We start from the raw sequence: 15,125 nt of genomic DNA on the forward strand, positions 1-15,125 counted from the left end.
ACGGTATGTCGTACGCCACGGTACGGGGCGATCACCGCACATCCTCGGTTACTGTCACGGAATGCTCGATGCCACCACCCGCTCCGGGGGCACCGCCGCTGATGCGTCTCCCGTCGCGGCGACCGGATTACTGCTCACCCCTCCCGTCTCCCCGCCCGCCACCGTGCCACCCGCGCCGCCCGCGCCGTCCAAGGCGGCCCCGCGCGGTCCGCTGGCCCGCTGCGCCCGGCTGCTGCTCTCACCCTGGGCCCGCTTCGCCCTGCTGCTGTGCCTGCTCGCCGCCGCGGCCTCGGTGGTCCTGATGTTCGAGCCGCAGCGGCTGGTCGCCGACGGCTGGCCGCCCCGCTTCGGCGGCGGTTCCGCCGTGCTGGTGTTCGGCGTCGTCTACGGCCTCTGCACGGTGGCCTTCGTGCCCCGGCCGGTGCTGAACCTGGCGGCCGGTGCGCTCTTCGGGTCCACGCTGGGCCTGGCCGCCGCGCTGGGCGGCACGGTCCTCGGGGCCGGTCTGGCGTTCGGCCTGGGCCGGCTCCTCGGCCAGGACGCCCTGCGGCCGCTGCTGCGCGCCCGCTGGCTCCAGTCCGCGGACGGCCAGCTCAGCCGGCACGGTTTCCGTTCGACGCTGGCCCTCAGACTCTTCCCCGGCATCCCGTTCTGGGCCGCCAACTACTGCGCCTCCGTCTCCCGGATGCGCGCCTCGTCCTTCCTGCTGGCCACCGCCCTGGGCTCGATCCCGAACACCGCCGCCTACGCGGTCGCCGGGTCCAGCGCCTCCAGCCCCACCTCGCCCGCGTTCCTGATCGCGGTCGCCGTCATCGCCCTCCCCGCCATGGCGGGCGCCGTGATCGCCTGGCGCAAGCGCCACCACCTGCGCGGACGCTGACCGGTCGGCGGCGCGACGCGTTCCGTTCACCCGCAGATCACCGGACCGACGGTCCCGGGCCGCTACAGTGCCCGCACATCGTGACCTGTCGTCATCCTCCGATCAGCGCTTGGACTACCTGCTTCCATGTCTTGGTTCGAATCGCTCGTCCTCGGACTCGTCCAGGGGCTGACCGAGTTCCTCCCCATCTCCTCCAGCGCCCACCTGCGGCTCACCGCCGCGTTCTCCGGCTGGGAGGATCCGGGGGCGGCGTTCACCGCCATCACCCAGATCGGCACCGAGATCGCGGTGCTGATCTACTTCCGCAACGACATCGGCCGGATCCTCTCCGCCTGGTTCCGCTCGCTGCGGGACAAGGAGATGCGGCGTGACCACGACGCCAGGATGGGCTGGCTGGTGATCGTCGGCTCGATCCCGATCGGCGTGCTCGGCGTGACCCTCAAGGACCAGATCGAGGGGCCGTTCCGCGACCTGCGGCTCACCGCCACCATGCTGATCGTGGTCGGCATCGCCATCGGCGTCGCCGACCGCATGGCCGAGCGCGCCGAGGCCGGTGGCCGGCACCGCCTCCGTCAGCCCAAGGACCTCGAGCACCTCGGGGTGCGCGACGGCCTGATCTTCGGCCTGTGCCAGGCGGCGGCGCTGATCCCCGGCGTCTCCCGCTCCGGCGCCACCATCAGCGGCGGCCTCTTCATGGGCTACCGCCGGGAGGCCGCGGCGCGCTACTCGTTCCTGCTGGCCATCCCCGCCGTGCTGGCCTCCGGCCTCTTCGAGCTCGGCGAAGCCATGGAGGGCTCGCACGTCTCGTGGGGCCCGACCGTCTTCGCCACGGTGATCGCCTTCCTCTGCGGCTACGCGGTGATCGCCTGGTTCATGAAGTTCATCTCGACCAAGTCCTTCATGCCGTTCGTCTGGTACCGGATCGCCCTGGGCCTGCTCATCCTCGCCCTGGTCGGAACGGGTGTCCTGAGTCCCCACGCGGCCGGATAGCGGCCTTCCGCGGCGCGGTCGGCCGCCGGCAGTCACAGGAGTCCGAGCACGCCGAAGGCCCCCGCCGTAGCGGGGGCCTTCGAAGCGGTCCAGGGACCAGCAGGGTGTCCACCTGGGGGATGGAATAAGAGTGGTCTCAGGTGGTGAGTTCGACGAGTTTCTTGTGGCAGATGAGGGTGGCCGCGAGGCTGAGGAAGGCCGCGAAGTGTCGGCTCTTGCGTTCGTGGCGCACGGTCAATGTTCCGGTCCCGTAGCCAGCGGCGGAGCTCGGGGTAGTCATAGCCCTTGCCCGCACGGAGCTTCGCGGGTCTGCGGCATCCAGGTCCGCGACGGGAGCGGACAGCGGGGATGGCCTTGACCAGTGGCTTGGGAGCGAGCCGGGTTTGCCCCGGTCGACCGGAATCGGTCCGACGAGCTCACCCCGTTTTCGTCCGCACGGTGAATCGGCGGTGGGCGGTGGCCGGACACACGCCGAAGGAGGGCGGTAGCCGCCGCCAGGCGCACGAAGTGGTCAGTGCGTACACAATCGCGGTGAACGCCTTGCGATCCGCCACCGGTGCCGTCCCACCGTCCTGCCGTCGGGGCCGGAACGTCGGCATGAGCGGCTCCATCATCAGCCATAGCAGACGATCATGCCCGAAAGATGGCTGAGCTGGGGCGGTGGTTGCGGTTGCGTCCGCACCTCGGCCACATCATGACGGCGCAATGATGGCCGCATGTTCTATGAGGACTTCAGCCCCTACACCTACTGGGACGAAGGCGACGAGTTCAGCGACCTCACCGACGGTATGCGCTTCGTCAGCTTCCAGCCGACCTATATACGCCTCAATATCGGCTGGCTGGCAGCCGGCCACCGGTGGGCGAACGGCCCGGCTTACGAGGACTTCACCGACAGGCTCCTGGCCGTCCTCGACGCCCAGCAGGTCAATGCCATGCTCGGCCTGCACGAATGCGACCTCTGCCCCACATCACTGCCAGACTCACACCCCTGGTACGTACCCCGACCGGGGCATCGGCGCGCGAGCGCCGGAACAGGTGAGATCCGTGTCCCCGGCACCCTCGGCACCGCCTTCGCGGCCCCGCACCTCATCGGCCACTACGTCGCCGACCACGGCTACCTGCCGCCTCAGCCATTCATCGACGCGGTCCTCGCCTTCAACCCGTACGGCCCCTGGACTGCGAGCTTTCCGGGCATCAGATTCCCCTGGATCCCCGACGACGCGGCACTCCGTCATATTGACGATGAGTGACTGTCTCATCTCACTATGCATCGAAGTGGAGCATCACCAAGTGAGACCACCAGCAACGCGCCATCGGCGACCGCATCCGGGCCGCACGCGTGCACGCCAACCTGACCCGGGAACATGTCTACCTGTCGGCCGGCATCAGTCGGTGGGCACTACAGGAGGCGGAATCCGGCCACGGGAACCCGCGGCTGTCGACTCTGCTGCCCATCGCCCGCGTTCTCCGTTCCCCTGCACCAACTGCTGCCGTAGCGCCCCCTTCCTTGGTGGAGCGCCAAGCAGCGCTTAGGGGGTGTGTGCTGGGAGGTCGGCCGCAGTCATGAAAGCGACATCGTCCTCCGTGAGCAGCGTGCGGGCTTGCTCCATGACGGCCTGTTGGTCGAGGACCAGGCGGCCGGTCACCACCGCGGTGTGGCCGTACATGGCCCGCCCCAGGTCGTGCGTGCGCTCGACGTCCAGCCGCCATCTGGTGCTCGGGACGTCCAGGGTCGCCGGGTACCGGGTGAGTCGGGCGCCGGTGCCGGTGCAGAGGATCCAGCATGCCTCGCTGTGGCCGGACACTGGGCTGCGCCAGTCCCCCAGGCCTGCAGGGTGATGCCGGGCTGCGACATCCCACAGCGAGATGTCGGGCACTTCCGGGAAGGGGATGCCGGCGACCACGCCGGTGGTTCCGTACTCCCCGGTGCTGGTGTAGGCGACGACTGCCGCTCGCTGCGGCTGCCAGGTGTGCAGCAGCCGGAAGATCGTGACACGGCCGGCGCCATTGACTGTTTTCGCCATCTCTTCCCCTTATGCCGTCGCCCCTCCGCCACTCCAGGGCGGAGGGACGACGCTTACTCACGTGCTGTGGTCAGTGCCCCGGGCAATCGTTGGGCGTCCCCCCGTCGTCCCCGCAGGTGTCCCCGTTGTCGTCCTCGCCACAGGCCATGTCCGCGCGCCACAGGTCCTCGTCCACGTCGAATCCGGCGGCCCGGATCGTCTCGACGGTCAGGGGCAGCGCCTCGGCCGCCGGCGGGTACGTCTTCCCTTGGAACCCGTCGCACGGGTTGTGGTGGACCTTGCGCCAGCCGTTGCTCGCGAAGAACGCGTCGTACTCGGCCGTGAAGGTCATGAACGTGTGCCAGGCGGGGTCGACCGCGGCCGACATGTAGAGCGTCGGGGCGCCGGCGGGCTTGGTGGCGGACGTGGCCAGGTAGGCCAGCGCCTGGTCGGTGATGAGCTGCGCGTGATCGACCGTCAGGCCGTGCTCGGCCGCAACTCGGGCGCTCAGGCGGGCGAAGAACTCGGGGGACACCAGGTGGTGGGCCCCCGTCCTCTGCGTGATCGCTGTGGTCATCGTCGTACCTTTCTCTCGATGGATTCGCTTCCGTCGCCCGCCCCGAGTCCTCTTGCCAGATGCCTCGGGGCGGGGTTCTACAGACGGGGTGCCGCGCTCGGTACGCTTCTGCAGCGGGCTGGCCCGGGGTCCATCACACCTCGGGGCAGCCCGTTTCAGCGTCCGGCGCGGGCGGCGGCGTGGGCCAGGAACTCGCCGTCGGCGCAGTGGCGCTTCGACCGGCAGGTTTCGCACAGGTAGCTGTGGACGCCGAGGCGTTCGCCCGGCAGCTGCTTCTCCGGGACGGTCAGAACGGCCGCCCAGACCGCCTTCCCCATCGGGCGGTCCCAGGCGCCCCACAGCCGCGGGCACAGCTGGTCCAGGATGGCGAGGCCGCGTCCGCGGTTCCGCGTTGCGGACTCGGGGCGCGGGCGCGGGCGGCGGCGGACCGGGTCGTGGACCTCGACCACCGTGCGCGCCTGGGTGACGTCGAGGATCAGGCGCAGGCTGTCGCCGGGCTCGGTCCCGTAGCGGACGGCGTTGGTGACCAGCTCGCTGACTACCAGGACGACGCTGTCGATATGGTCGGCGGTCGCGCCGGGCTGGGTGTCGAGCAAGTACTGCCGGGCGAAGGCGCGGCCGCGGCCGGCGGATTGCGGCTCGGGCGGCAGTGTCAATGCGGGGGGGCGATTGCAGGGACAGAATCATCATGGCTCCCTCTGCGGTCGTGGCGTCCGGTGCGGGACAACGACCGTAGAGGGAGCCAACGGCGGCCAAGGGCACAGTTTGTGCCCCCTCGTCAGGCCGCCAGGATGCCGATCTTCACGGCGAGTTCTGAGGCGCGGCGGCGGCGGGCCGGGCTGCGGGCCTCCGTCTCCTCGAGCACGATGCGCTTCGCGAAGCCGTTGTAGCGAGTGGTCTCCGGCGCGGCCTCGTGTGCCTGGGCGAGGGCGGCAAGGGCGGCGTCGGGCTGGTTGTCGAGCTGGTAGCCGCGGGCGGCCTCGATGCGGTGCCGGGCGCGGCGGGGCCGGGACGGGATCGTGTCCGCATCGGCGGCCGCGGCCTGGCGGACGGACTCCCCGCCGGCGTGCAGCTCGACGGCGATGGTCACCGCCTGCGCGCCGACGATGGCCCGGGAGAAGGAGGTGATCGGGTGGTAGTAGTCCGCGGGCAGCCGGGCCGCGATGGCCCGGGCCTCGTCCCACCGGCGCCACGCGGTTCCAGTCTCGCCTCGCCGGGCGGCGGTGTATCCAGCCTCGAAGGTGAGCGCGCCGGCGACCGCGAGGACTTCGGGCGCGGCGTCGGGGAGGACGGGCTGAAGGTACTCGAGGGCGCCGTGGGTGACGGCGTCGGCGGCGTCGTAGTGGCTGTGCCCGGAGTCGCGGTGGGCGTGGGCGGCGAGCCAGGCGGCGATGCCGACGGCGTGCGGGTCCTCAGACTCCTGGGCGGCGGTGAGGCCGCGGTCGGAGACGCGCCAGAGCAGCGGGGTGTCGGGCTGGTAGCTGCAGAAGAACTGGCACAGGGCGTAGACCTCGGCGAGGGTCGCCTGAGCGGAGCGCCGGGCGGCGGGCTCCTCGGCCTGGCGGACGGCCAGCCGCGCGTCGCGGATCAGGTCGGGCAGCATGCCGCCGATGACGTCCCGGTGCTGGGCGGACTGGTGTCGGGCGGCCCATGCCCGGTCCAGGCGGGCCCGCAGGTGCGCGGCTGGCGGGGCCTGTCGCTGGGTGCTGGACAGAGCGAAGGCGTTGACGGCCTCCCGCACCTCCGGCAGCCGACGGTGGCCAGGACCAACGAACCACTCCCGCGGCACTGATTGGTCTCCTGTCAGATCGGAGAGGTCTCGCACCCGGAGCACCTCGGCGAGGCGGAGGATGGTCTCAAGGCGAGGGGTCCGCAGACGGCCGGTCTCGACGGCCTTGACCCAGGAGCCGGAGCGTCCGGCCAGGCCGCCGAGCTGATCGCGGGTCAATCCTCGCCGAGTGCGCAGGATCTGCAGGCGTTGTCCGAAGACGATGGGGTCGGTGTACGGGTCCGGGGTAGCATCAGCAGGCATGGTCTCGCCCTCTCTATGCAGCTCGTCACTGCCAGAGTAGGGCGGGACCAATTTTTCGTGCCCTGGAACGCAGAAGATCGCCCCGTGCTCCCGGAAGAGAGCGGGGTGCGGTGCTGCTCAGGCGAGACGTCGGCGTACCACAGGCAGGCCGCCGGGGACGGTGACGCGGTCGCCCTACATGCAGGCCCTCCAGGTTTCGGGGTGCGCTGCACCGTAGTGCTCCACCCGGCTGACGCAACAGTGCGTCCTTGAAGGGGCGATGCCCCGTCCGGTCCACCGGCAGGCGGCCCGCACGTGGCCGATATGTAGCGGGACGGTAGCGGAGTGTCACGCCTTGCCCCTAGGGTGAGCCCCATGCTCCTCACATCCGAGGTCCCCGGCTCCGCACGCTCCGCCGCCGAGCTGAACGAGATGATCCGCGCCCTGTGGCTCCGTTCCGGTGGCGCGCCGACCGCCCAGGACCGTGCCCGGTACGAACAGCTCGTCGTGGAGTGGGCCCGCGCCGTCCGGGCGGAGGCGCTGCAGCCGGCCTAGGTTCTGCCCGGCGGCGCCGCGCCGAAGGCGAGGGGGGCGGCGGCGCACCGGTGGTGGCCGGACGCCGCCGCACGGGTTCACCTGCCGAGCGCGGCCACGCCCGCCTGCGCGAACTTCTCGTCCAGGTCGCCGGACGGGGCCCCGGCGACACCGATGCCCGCGATCGGCGCGCCCTTGGCGGTGACCGGGGCGCCACCGGCCAGGAAGAGGGTGTTCGGGATGTCCTTGAGGTTCGGGGCCTGGTCCAGGCGCCCTGCGAGCACCGAGGTGGGGGCGTTCCAGGAGACCGCCGTGTACGCCTTGCGCACCGCCGACTCGTAGGACTGCGGACCGGCGCCGTCGCCGCGCAGGGTCACGACGGTGTTGCCGTTGCGGTCCACGACGGCGACCGTCACCTTCTGGTTCTCGTCCTCCGCCGCGTCCAGCGCGGCCTGGGCGGCCCGGACCGCGGCGTCGGCCGTGAGGTGCGTGGTCTGCGTGGTGTTCCGGCTCTTCGCCGAGTCGGCGGAGGCGGCCGCGGGGGCGGCCGACGGCCCGGCGGCGTTGGCGGTGACGGCGCCGAAGGTGCCGGCGCCCAGGGCCGCGGCGGCGACGGTGCCGAGCAGGACACGGGTGCGCAGGGTGGTCTTCTTCGTCATGGTGGGCAGCTCCTCGTCGGTCTGCCGGGGAACCCTCGCTCCCCGGCTCTCGGCATCCATCCTTCAGGCGCCCAGGGCCTCGGGGCGTCGGCGTTCCGGCTGGTCACGCGGGTCCCGACGGGCGACGGGCATGTCATCCGAACGGCTGATGCGCCCACCTCGCGCACGGGTTTACCTGGAGGGAGCGGCACAGGCGGGCGACAGCCCGAGGCAGGCCGAGGGCCGCGAGGCCCGAGGCGGACACGAGGAACACCCATGCGGCACACACGGCACCGGTCCCCCGGGCCGACGGAACCGGCGACACGGGCAGAGCCGACGCCACCGAAGGATCCGGCGGCACCGAAGGCGGCGGAACCAAGGGAACCGGCGGCACCGGCTGATCCGGCGGCGGACCAGGACGCGCGCTGGCTCGGGCCGGTGGTGCACCTCGCCTTCTACGCGCTGCTGATCGGCTCGCTCGCCCGCTACCTGCTGCGGCATCCGCCGGGACCCGGCGTCACCTGCGTGATCGTGGCGGCGGCGGTGCTCGCCCTGCTGTACGCCCTGGGCCCGGTGGCGGGACCGGCGCGTGGGCGGGACCGGCCGGCCTCCCGTCCGCTCGCGTGGCTGCTGGCGGTCGTGGCGGTCTGGTCGGTCCTGACGCTGCTGGCGCCCAGCTTCGCCTGGTGCGCGGCCCCGCTGCTCATCCTGGCGCTGCGCTCCCTGCCGGCCGGCGCGGCGATCCCGCTGGCGTGCCTGCTCACGGTGCTGGTCGTGGTGTCGCTGCAACGGCTGAGCGACGGCTTCGACCCGGCGGTCCTGGTCACCCCGCCCGCCGTGGCCGCCCTGATGACCGGCGTCTTCCTCCACATGGAGCGGCAGGCCGAGCGGCGCCGCGCGCTGATCGCGGACCTGATGCGCACCCGGCGGGACCTGGCGGCCACCGAGCGCCGCGAGGGCGCCCTGGCCGAGCGGGCGCGGCTGTCGATGGAGATCCACGACACCCTCGCCCAGGGGCTGTCGAGTCAGACGATGCTGCTGCAGGCCGCCGAACGCGTGTGGACGACCGACCCGGCGGCGGCGCGCGAGCACGTGCGGGAGGCCGCCCGGGGCGCGGGACGCGACCTGGCCGAGGCCCGCCGGTTCGTGCACGACCTGGCACCGGCCGATCTGGCGGACGGCGGCTCGCTGCTCGCCGCGCTGCGCCGTCTCGCCGAGCGGGAGACGAAGGACGGCCTCACCGTGCGCCACCACATCGAGGGCGTGCCGCTGCCCCTGCCCGACCGGGGTGAGGCCGCGCTGCTGCGCGTGGCGCAGGGGGCGCTGGCCAACGTGCGCCGGCACGCGGGAGCGACACGGGCCGCCGTCACCCTCAGCTTCCTCGACGACCAGGTGGTCCTGGACGTCGCGGACGACGGCCGCGGTTTCGACCCGGGCGCCCTGCCCGCTCCGGGCCGTGAGGGCGGGCACGGGCTGCCCGCGATGCGCGCCCGGGTCGCCCAGCTGGGCGGCACCCTGACCGTCGAGTCCGCGCCCGGCGAGGGCACCGTGCTCACCGCCTCGATCCCTCTCACCGCACCGGAGCCCCGATGACCTCCCCCGCCGAACCTCTCGTGCGCGTGCTGATCTGCGACGACCACGCCGTCGTGCGGGCCGGGCTGCGGGCGCTGCTCTCCAGCGCGGCCGGCATCGAGGTCGTCGGCGAGGCCGCCGGCGGCGACGAGGCCGTGGCGCTGGCCGACCGGGTGGAACCGCAGGTCGTGCTGATGGACCTCCAGCTGGGTCCCGGCACGGACGGCATCGAGGCCACCCGCCGCATCACCGCCCGGCCCGACGCCCCCCGCGTCCTGGTCCTCACCACCTACGACACGGACGCCGACGTGACCCGTGCGCTGGAGGCCGGCGCCACCGGGTACCTGCTGAAGGCCGAGCGGCCGGAGGAGTTGTTCGCCGCGATCCACGCCGCGGCGCAGGGCCGCACCGCGCTCTCCGCACCGATCGCCGGCCGCATGGTGGCGGCGATGCGCGCTCCGCGTCCGGCGCTCACCGCCCGGGAGCTCGACATCCTGGCGCAGCTCGCCCAGGGCCTGGCCAACCGGGAGATCTCCCGCGCGCTGTTCATCAGCGAGGCGACGGTGAAGACCCACCTGAGCCGTATCTACGACAAGCTCGGCGTGGACAACCGGGCCGGTGCCGTCGCCGCGGCCAAGGAACAGCGCCTGCTGTCCTGAACGGCGGCGGCCTCGATCGCCGCGCGGGCCGCCGGCACCGCGGGGAGCGGCCCGCGGCGGCCGCCTCAGGACAGCAGGTGCGCGCAGGTCTGCCGGTCGAGCGGGTACTCCCGCTCCGCGGGCAGCAGCGCCCGCGCCCCGTCGGCGTCCCCCGCGGTGAGCAGCGCCTTGATCCGGTGGGCCAGGGGGGTCACGTCCTCGATGCCCACGATCCACTCGTCCGCGTACCGGGCGGCCGCCTCCCCCGCCAGGCCGAGCTGCAGCGACCGGTGGGGCAGCGGCTGCGTGCGCAGGTCGCGTTCCGGGTCCCACTGCACCCGGGCCGGCGCCCGCCGCAGCGCCCTGCTCCAGGACGCGCGGTCCTCGTACGCACCGCCGCGCACGTAGTGGGAGAGGCAGGCGTTGCGCAGCGCCCACTCGAACCCGTCCCGGCGGATCTCCACCGCCAGCACGGTCTCCTGCCCCTCCTTGGACGCCCAGCCGCAGCGGTACATCATCCAGAGGAAGGACGGCTTGATCCACGTCATCCGGTCGCGCTTCCACGCCGCGGGGAACCGGCCGTCCCGGGCCGCGGGCAGCCCGATCTCCGGACGGTAGGCCTGGTACACGGTCACGGTCTCCGCGCCGTACAGGGCCCTGACCTGGTACCGGGATCCGGGCGCGGACACCCTGTCGTCGCTCTGGCTCATCGGGTCAGCCTCCTGCACGGCCACGGCTGCGCGCCATGCGTTTTCGCCACGCCTCCCTCCCCCGACTCCCGCCGCGCTTCGGGGGCACTCGGGTGGGGTGACGGCCGCACGGTGGATCAGCTCCTCGTGGCGGCGGCCGGTCGCGGCCGCCGTGGCGGGCGCTCTGCCGGTGCTCACCTTTCCGGAGCCCGCCTGGTGGTGGGCGGCGCCGGTGGCGCTGGTCCCCTGGCTGCTGCTGCTCCGCGTCTCGCCCACCGGCGGGCGCGCGGCGCTGGACGGCTGGTGCGGAGGGTTCGGACTGATGCTGGCCGCCCACCACTGGCTGCTGCCGAGCCTGCACGTCTTCACCCCCGTACTGGCCGCGTTGCTCGGCGCCTTGTGGGCGCCGTGGGGGGTGCTCGCCCGGCGTCTGCTGCGGGGCTCCCCGTCCGCGCTCCGGGCCACGGCGGCGCTGGCCGGTCTGCCCTCGGCGTGGCTGATGATCGAGCTGGTGCGGTCCTGGCAGGGCCTCGGCGGCCCCTGGGCCGTGCTGGGCGCCGGTCAGTGGCAGACGGCGCCGGCGCTCGCGCTGGCCTCGGTGGGGGGCGTCTGGCTGCTCAGCCTCCTCCTGGTCGGGGTGAACACGGCGGTCACGCTGCTGCTCACGGTGCGCGCCGCCCGACTTCCCGCTTCGGCCGCGCTGGCCGCCGTCGGGGTGGCCGCCGCCGGTGCCTGGGCCTGGGCGCCCCGCCCGGCCGTCGGCGACACGGTGCGGATCGCGGTGGTGCAGCCCGGGGTCCTGGCCGGCGAGGACTCGCCGCAGCGGCGGTTCGCCCTGGAGGAGCGCCTGACCCGCGGTCCGGCCGGCCGGGACCTGGACCTGGTCGTCTGGGGCGAGAGCAGCGTGGGCGCCGACCTGACCGCCCGCCCGGACCTCACCCGCAGGCTGACCGCGCTGTCCCGTGACACCGGAGCGCCGCTGCTGGTGAACGTGGACGCCCGCCGCTCGGACCGTCCCGGCATCTTCAAGAGCTCGGTGCTGATCGGGCCGCAGGGGCCGACCGGGGACCGCTACGACAAGATGCGCCTGGTCCCGTTCGGGGAGTACGTCCCGCTGCGGCCGCTGCTCGGCTGGGCCACCTCGGTGGGACGCGCGGCCGACGAGGACCGCCGCCGCGGGTCGGCCCCGGTGGTCATGGACGCCGGGCAGGGGCTCCGGCCGGGGCCGCTGGTCTGCTTCGAGTCCGCCTTCCCGGACATGAGCCGCCACCTGGCGGCCGAGGGCGCGAACCTGCTGGTCGTGCAGTCGTCCACCGCCACCTTCCAGCGGACCTGGGCCCCCGAACAGCACGCCTCGCTGGCCGCGCTGCGGGCCGCGGAGACGGGCGTTCCCGTGGTGCACGCCACCCTGACCGGCGTCTCGGTGGTGTACGACGGCGCCGGGCGCCAGGTGGGGCCCGCCCTCGGCACCTCGGAGAACGGGGTCTCGCTCCACACCCTCCGGACGGCGGGCCCTGGCTCCACCCTCCACCGCGACCTGGGGCCGTGGCCGCTGCCGTGCGCGGGCGGGGTGCTGCTGGTGCTGGGCGCGGCGGACGCCCGGGGCCGCCTCCGCAGGCGCCGGGACCCGGACGAGGCGGGGACCGCGCGGCAACCCCGGTGACCGCGCGTCACCCTTACGAAGGGACCGCCCGCCTGTCGCCTGTCCCCGGTCGGCCCGCACCCACCAGAGTGGCGAGGGTGAAGCGAACGACGATCACCACCGCCCTGCTTCTCGTCACCGTCGCGGGCGCCGCCCTCTCCGGCTGCGTGACGGTCCCCTCCGCCGACACGGCCCCGGGCGTCTCCGTCACGCCGTCCGCGCGTTCCGCGCCCGGTCCGGACGGCAGGGGCGAGCCGCTGCCGGTGCGGTCCTCCGCCGCGAAGGACGCCGAGGACCGCGCCGAGGCGGACGAGGACGCCAAGGACAAGGACAAGGAGAAGGACGGCAAGGACGGCGGGAAGGGCAAGGGCGCGAAGGACGCCGGCACCACGTCGTCCGACGCCTCGGCGGGCAAGGGCGGCGCCGGTGACCGGGCCGGTTCCGACCGGCACCCGGGCCACCGCCTGTTCCCGCCCCGCGGCGGTCAGGGCGGCGGCCCGCACGCCGAGGACCGCCCGGCCCGGCCGCGCAAGCCCGGAGGCGGCTCCGTGGACGCGTGCGGCATCGGCACCGAGTACGGCGGCTGGGGTCGGGGCAGCGCCGAGGAGGCGATGTGCCGGGACCTCCAGCACCGGGCCACCAAGTAGGCGGGGCCCGGCCCAGGGCGCCCCGGGGTTCCGGCCCAGGTCAGGGGGCGAGCCCCTCCTCCAGTTCCCGGATGGCCCGGCGCACTCGCGTCCCGTAGCCGTCGTCGGGCAGCACCTGGGCGGCGTCGCGGGCCCGGCCGAGGTGGCTGCGGGCCGCCTCGGGGCAGCCCAGCTTGGCGTAGTCGGCGGCCACGTTGAGGTGCAGCGAGGGGTAGAGGGACCGCACCGCCTCCATCAGTTCCTCGGCCGCCGACAGTGCCCGCAGGTCCCAGGCGAGCTCGTCCGCGGGGTCGTCCTGGGTGTCGGCCATGTAGTGCGCGAGGGCGCAGCGGTGGAACGGGTCGCCCTCGGCGCCGATCTCCCGCCAGATGTCGAGGAAGCGGACCCGCGCCTCCTCCCGGTCGCCTCCGTGGTGCAGCAGCACGGCCTGACCGATCCGGGTCGTCACCGCGACCGGGTCCCGCTCGTCCAGCTCCATCGCGCCCTCCGTCGCCCGCCGTTCCCGGCATGCACCGCGGGGCCGCCGCTCGGCGGTCCCGAGGTCGACGCTAGGGCCACCGGACCCGGGCCGCCCGGCGACGCCCGCCGGTCGGCCGCACGCCGCGCCCGCCGCGAGGTGCCGCCGGGGGGAGGGGCGGGGGTCAGCCGATGTCCGGGATGCGCCAGTCGATCGGCTCGTGGCCCTGGGCGGCGACGGCCTCGTCGATCTGGGTGAACGGGCGGGAGCCGAAGAACTTCTTGGCGGACAGCGGCGACGGGTGCGCCCCCTTCACCACCACGTGCCGGCTCTCGTCGATCAGCGGCAGCTTCTTCTGGGCGTAGGCGCCCCAGAGCACGAAGACGGCCGGGTCGGGCCGGTCGGCGACGGCGCGGATCACGGCGTCGGTGAACTTCTCCCAGCCCTTGCCCTTGTGCGAGTTGGGCTCGCTCTCGCGGACCGTGAGCACCGCGTTGAGCAGCAGGACGCCCTGCTCGGCCCAGGGCATCAGGTAGCCGTTGTCGGGGATCGGGTGGCCGAGTTCGGCGTGCATCTCCTTGTAGATGTTCCGCAGCGACGGCGGCGTCTTCACGCCCGGCCGCACGGAGAAGCACAGCCCGTGGCCCTGGCCGGGGCCGTGGTACGGGTCCTGGCCGAGGACGAGGACCTTCACCTTGTCGTAGGGCGTGGCCTCGAGCGCGGCGAAGACCTCCTCGCGGGGCGGGTAGACGGGGCCGTTCGCCCGCTCCTTCTCGACGAACTCGGTCAGCTCCTTGAAGTAGGGCTGCTCCAGTTCGCCGCCCAGAACCCCGCGCCAGGACTCGGGCAGCATGGCGATGTCGGTCACGTCAACGTCCTCCGGTGTGCGGTCACTTCCAGGTCAGGAACCTACAGGCGGCCACCGACAACGGTACCGGCGCCCCGGAGCGCGCGCGGGGCGCGGGAGGCGCGGGCGCGGATCCTCGGGCACACGGGCGGGGCCCGGCGGCCGGACACCCCGTCCGGCCGCCGGGCCCTGCCCGTCAGGAGCCGTGCGCGTCAGGCGACGCCGGCGTTGAGGAAGAGACCGCCCTCGATCACCAGGTTCTGGCCGGTGATCCAGCCGGAGGCGTCCGAGGTCAGGAACGCGGCGGCGCCCCCGATGTCCTCCGGCACGCCGAGGCGGCCGAGCGGGTAGCCCGCGGCCACCTCCTCCTCGCGGTTCTCGTACAGCGCCTCGGCGAACTTGGTCTTGATCACGCCGGGCGAGATCGCGTTGACCCGGACCTTCGGCGAGAACTCGTGCGCGAGCTGCAGCGTCAGGTTGATCATCGCGGCCTTGCTGATGCCGTACGGGCCGATGAAGGGCGAGGCCTGCACGCCGGCGACCGAGGCGATGTTCACGATCGTGCCGCCGTTCTCCCGCTGCCAGGCGGCCCAGGTCTTCTGGGCGAAGCCGAGGGCGGAGATCACGTTGGTCTCGAAGACCTTGCGCGCGACGTTCAGGTCGACGTCGGCGATCGGCCCGAACACCGGGTTGGTGCCGGCGTTGTTGACCAGGTGGTCGATCCGGCCGAACGCCTCCATGGTGGCGGTGACGACGGCGTCCTGGTGCTGCAGGTCGTGGGCCTTGCCGGCGACGCCGATGGCGCGGTCGGAGCCGAGCCGCTCGACGGCCTCCTTCAGCGCCTCCTCGTTGCGCCCGGTGATGCAGACGCGGTCGCCGCGGGCGACGAACGCCTCGGCGATGCCGAAGCCGATGCCCCGGCTCGCGCCGGTGATGACGGCGACCTTGCCGGAGAGCTCAGGCAGTTCGGTCATGTGGGGTTACCTCCGTGTCCCGGTAC

18 protein-coding genes and 1 pseudogene are annotated in these 15,125 nt (G+C 73.4%); 9 read left to right on the top strand and 10 right to left on the bottom strand.

The annotated features are described in order from the left end of the window. Positions 1 to 61 precede the first annotated feature (61 nt). Both ACWD3O_RS13770 and ACWD3O_RS13775 read left to right on the top strand, forming a co-directional pair. Positions 62 to 880 (top strand): TVP38/TMEM64 family protein, encoded by an 819-nt coding sequence (locus ACWD3O_RS13770; RefSeq protein ID WP_451415985.1) that lies wholly within the window; start codon positions 62 to 64, stop codon positions 878 to 880. 126 nt (positions 881 to 1,006) lie between these two features. Beyond that, positions 1,007 to 1,870 (top strand): undecaprenyl-diphosphate phosphatase, encoded by an 864-nt coding sequence (locus tag ACWD3O_RS13775; RefSeq protein ID WP_451412796.1) that lies wholly within the window; start codon positions 1,007 to 1,009, stop codon positions 1,868 to 1,870. Positions 1,871 to 2,006: 136 nt separating this feature from the next. On the opposite strand, the pseudogene ACWD3O_RS13780 reads toward ACWD3O_RS13775, so the two are convergent. Continuing rightward, positions 2,007 to 2,484, bottom strand: a pseudogene (locus ACWD3O_RS13780) (transposase). Positions 2,485 to 2,586: 102 nt separating this feature from the next. On the opposite strand from ACWD3O_RS13780, the gene ACWD3O_RS13785 reads away from it, so the two are divergent. Both ACWD3O_RS13785 and ACWD3O_RS13790 read left to right on the top strand, forming a co-directional pair. Then, positions 2,587 to 3,120, top strand: coding sequence for a DUF7919 family protein (locus ACWD3O_RS13785; protein ID WP_451415986.1), 534 nt, complete (start codon positions 2,587 to 2,589; stop codon positions 3,118 to 3,120). A gap of 74 nt (positions 3,121 to 3,194) precedes the next feature. Beyond that, positions 3,195 to 3,437, top strand: coding sequence for a helix-turn-helix transcriptional regulator (locus tag ACWD3O_RS13790; protein WP_451416016.1), 243 nt, complete (start codon positions 3,195 to 3,197; stop codon positions 3,435 to 3,437). Here ACWD3O_RS13790 and ACWD3O_RS13795 read toward each other — a convergent pair. From ACWD3O_RS13795 to ACWD3O_RS13810, 4 genes are all read right to left on the bottom strand, one after another. Then, positions 3,400 to 3,894, bottom strand: a complete 495-nt coding sequence (locus ACWD3O_RS13795; RefSeq protein ID WP_451415987.1) for a hypothetical protein — start codon at positions 3,892 to 3,894, stop codon at positions 3,400 to 3,402. The genes ACWD3O_RS13790 and ACWD3O_RS13795 overlap by 38 nt on opposite strands. A 70-nt stretch (positions 3,895 to 3,964) precedes the next feature. Continuing rightward, entirely contained in the window at positions 3,965 to 4,450 is a 486-nt protein-coding gene (locus tag ACWD3O_RS13800; protein WP_451415988.1) for a hypothetical protein, read from the bottom strand. Between the two features lie 155 nt (positions 4,451 to 4,605). Beyond that, on the bottom strand, positions 4,606 to 5,106 hold the full coding sequence (locus ACWD3O_RS13805) for an ATP-binding protein (protein ID WP_451415989.1): 501 nt from the start codon (positions 5,104 to 5,106) through the stop codon (positions 4,606 to 4,608). Between the two features lie 122 nt (positions 5,107 to 5,228). Then, positions 5,229 to 6,482 (bottom strand): helix-turn-helix domain-containing protein, encoded by a 1,254-nt coding sequence (locus ACWD3O_RS13810; protein ID WP_451415990.1) that lies wholly within the window; start codon positions 6,480 to 6,482, stop codon positions 5,229 to 5,231. 354 nt (positions 6,483 to 6,836) lie between these two features. On the opposite strand from ACWD3O_RS13810, the gene ACWD3O_RS13815 reads away from it, so the two are divergent. Further along, complete coding sequence (locus ACWD3O_RS13815; RefSeq protein WP_356138908.1) at positions 6,837 to 7,016, top strand: hypothetical protein; 180 nt, start codon at positions 6,837 to 6,839, stop codon at positions 7,014 to 7,016. A gap of 77 nt (positions 7,017 to 7,093) precedes the next feature. Here ACWD3O_RS13815 and ACWD3O_RS13820 read toward each other — a convergent pair whose 3' ends face one another. Continuing rightward, on the bottom strand, positions 7,094 to 7,654 hold the full coding sequence (locus ACWD3O_RS13820) for a GlcG/HbpS family heme-binding protein (protein WP_451415991.1): 561 nt from the start codon (positions 7,652 to 7,654) through the stop codon (positions 7,094 to 7,096). Positions 7,655 to 8,071: 417 nt separating this feature from the next. Here ACWD3O_RS13820 and ACWD3O_RS13825 point away from each other — a divergent pair, with 417 nt between their 5' ends. Both ACWD3O_RS13825 and ACWD3O_RS13830 read left to right on the top strand, forming a co-directional pair. After that, entirely contained in the window at positions 8,072 to 9,226 is a 1,155-nt protein-coding gene (locus ACWD3O_RS13825; RefSeq protein ID WP_451412804.1) for a sensor histidine kinase, read from the top strand. Continuing rightward, a complete protein-coding gene (locus ACWD3O_RS13830; protein WP_451412805.1) occupies positions 9,223 to 9,864 on the top strand; it encodes a response regulator in 642 nt (213 codons plus the stop codon). The genes ACWD3O_RS13825 and ACWD3O_RS13830 overlap by 4 nt, the downstream gene beginning before the upstream one ends. A gap of 65 nt (positions 9,865 to 9,929) precedes the next feature. Here the strand turns inward: ACWD3O_RS13830 and ACWD3O_RS13835 are convergent, their stop codons facing one another. Beyond that, positions 9,930 to 10,553, bottom strand: a complete 624-nt coding sequence (locus ACWD3O_RS13835) for a DUF4291 domain-containing protein (protein ID WP_451415992.1) — start codon at positions 10,551 to 10,553, stop codon at positions 9,930 to 9,932. Positions 10,554 to 10,650: 97 nt separating this feature from the next. Between ACWD3O_RS13835 and lnt the strand changes: the two genes are divergently transcribed. Together lnt and ACWD3O_RS13845 are read left to right on the top strand one after the other, a co-directional pair. Then, on the top strand, positions 10,651 to 12,195 hold the full coding sequence (gene lnt, locus ACWD3O_RS13840; protein WP_451415993.1) for an apolipoprotein N-acyltransferase: 1,545 nt from the start codon (positions 10,651 to 10,653) through the stop codon (positions 12,193 to 12,195). Between the two features lie 77 nt (positions 12,196 to 12,272). Beyond that, positions 12,273 to 12,821, top strand: coding sequence for a hypothetical protein (locus ACWD3O_RS13845; RefSeq protein WP_451412808.1), 549 nt, complete (start codon positions 12,273 to 12,275; stop codon positions 12,819 to 12,821). Positions 12,822 to 12,861: 40 nt separating this feature from the next. Here ACWD3O_RS13845 and ACWD3O_RS13850 read toward each other — a convergent pair whose 3' ends face one another. From ACWD3O_RS13850 to ACWD3O_RS13860, 3 genes are all read right to left on the bottom strand, one after another. After that, positions 12,862 to 13,299, bottom strand: a complete 438-nt coding sequence (locus ACWD3O_RS13850; RefSeq protein ID WP_451412809.1) for a hypothetical protein — start codon at positions 13,297 to 13,299, stop codon at positions 12,862 to 12,864. A gap of 163 nt (positions 13,300 to 13,462) precedes the next feature. Next, positions 13,463 to 14,146 (bottom strand): uracil-DNA glycosylase, encoded by a 684-nt coding sequence (locus ACWD3O_RS13855; RefSeq protein ID WP_451412810.1) that lies wholly within the window; start codon positions 14,144 to 14,146, stop codon positions 13,463 to 13,465. 191 nt (positions 14,147 to 14,337) lie between these two features. Continuing rightward, complete coding sequence (locus tag ACWD3O_RS13860) at positions 14,338 to 15,099, bottom strand: SDR family oxidoreductase (RefSeq protein WP_451415994.1); 762 nt, start codon at positions 15,097 to 15,099, stop codon at positions 14,338 to 14,340. Positions 15,100 to 15,125 lie beyond the last annotated feature (26 nt).

It is taken from the genome of Streptomyces sp. NPDC002640 (assembly GCF_053592575.1).

Excerpts from the sequence above, each read along its gene's own strand:
- ACWD3O_RS13820 (WP_451415991.1), bottom strand. The coding sequence starts at position 7,654 with ATGACGAAGAAGACCACCCTGCGCACCCGTGTCCTGCTCGGCACCGTC.
- ACWD3O_RS13770 (WP_451415985.1), top strand. The coding sequence starts at position 62 with ATGCTCGATGCCACCACCCGCTCCGGGGGCACCGCCGCTGATGCGTCT.
- ACWD3O_RS13815 (WP_356138908.1), top strand. The coding sequence starts at position 6,837 with ATGCTCCTCACATCCGAGGTCCCCGGCTCCGCACGCTCCGCCGCCGAG.
- ACWD3O_RS13830 (WP_451412805.1), top strand. The coding sequence starts at position 9,223 with ATGACCTCCCCCGCCGAACCTCTCGTGCGCGTGCTGATCTGCGACGAC.
- ACWD3O_RS13835 (WP_451415992.1), bottom strand. The coding sequence starts at position 10,553 with ATGAGCCAGAGCGACGACAGGGTGTCCGCGCCCGGATCCCGGTACCAG.
- ACWD3O_RS13795 (WP_451415987.1), bottom strand. The coding sequence starts at position 3,894 with ATGGCGAAAACAGTCAATGGCGCCGGCCGTGTCACGATCTTCCGGCTG.
- ACWD3O_RS13785 (WP_451415986.1), top strand. The coding sequence starts at position 2,587 with ATGTTCTATGAGGACTTCAGCCCCTACACCTACTGGGACGAAGGCGAC.
- ACWD3O_RS13860 (WP_451415994.1), bottom strand. The coding sequence starts at position 15,099 with ATGACCGAACTGCCTGAGCTCTCCGGCAAGGTCGCCGTCATCACCGGC.
- ACWD3O_RS13810 (WP_451415990.1), bottom strand. The coding sequence starts at position 6,482 with ATGCCTGCTGATGCTACCCCGGACCCGTACACCGACCCCATCGTCTTC.
- ACWD3O_RS13775 (WP_451412796.1), top strand. The coding sequence starts at position 1,007 with ATGTCTTGGTTCGAATCGCTCGTCCTCGGACTCGTCCAGGGGCTGACC.
- ACWD3O_RS13850 (WP_451412809.1), bottom strand. The coding sequence starts at position 13,299 with ATGGAGCTGGACGAGCGGGACCCGGTCGCGGTGACGACCCGGATCGGT.
- ACWD3O_RS13800 (WP_451415988.1), bottom strand. The coding sequence starts at position 4,450 with ATGACCACAGCGATCACGCAGAGGACGGGGGCCCACCACCTGGTGTCC.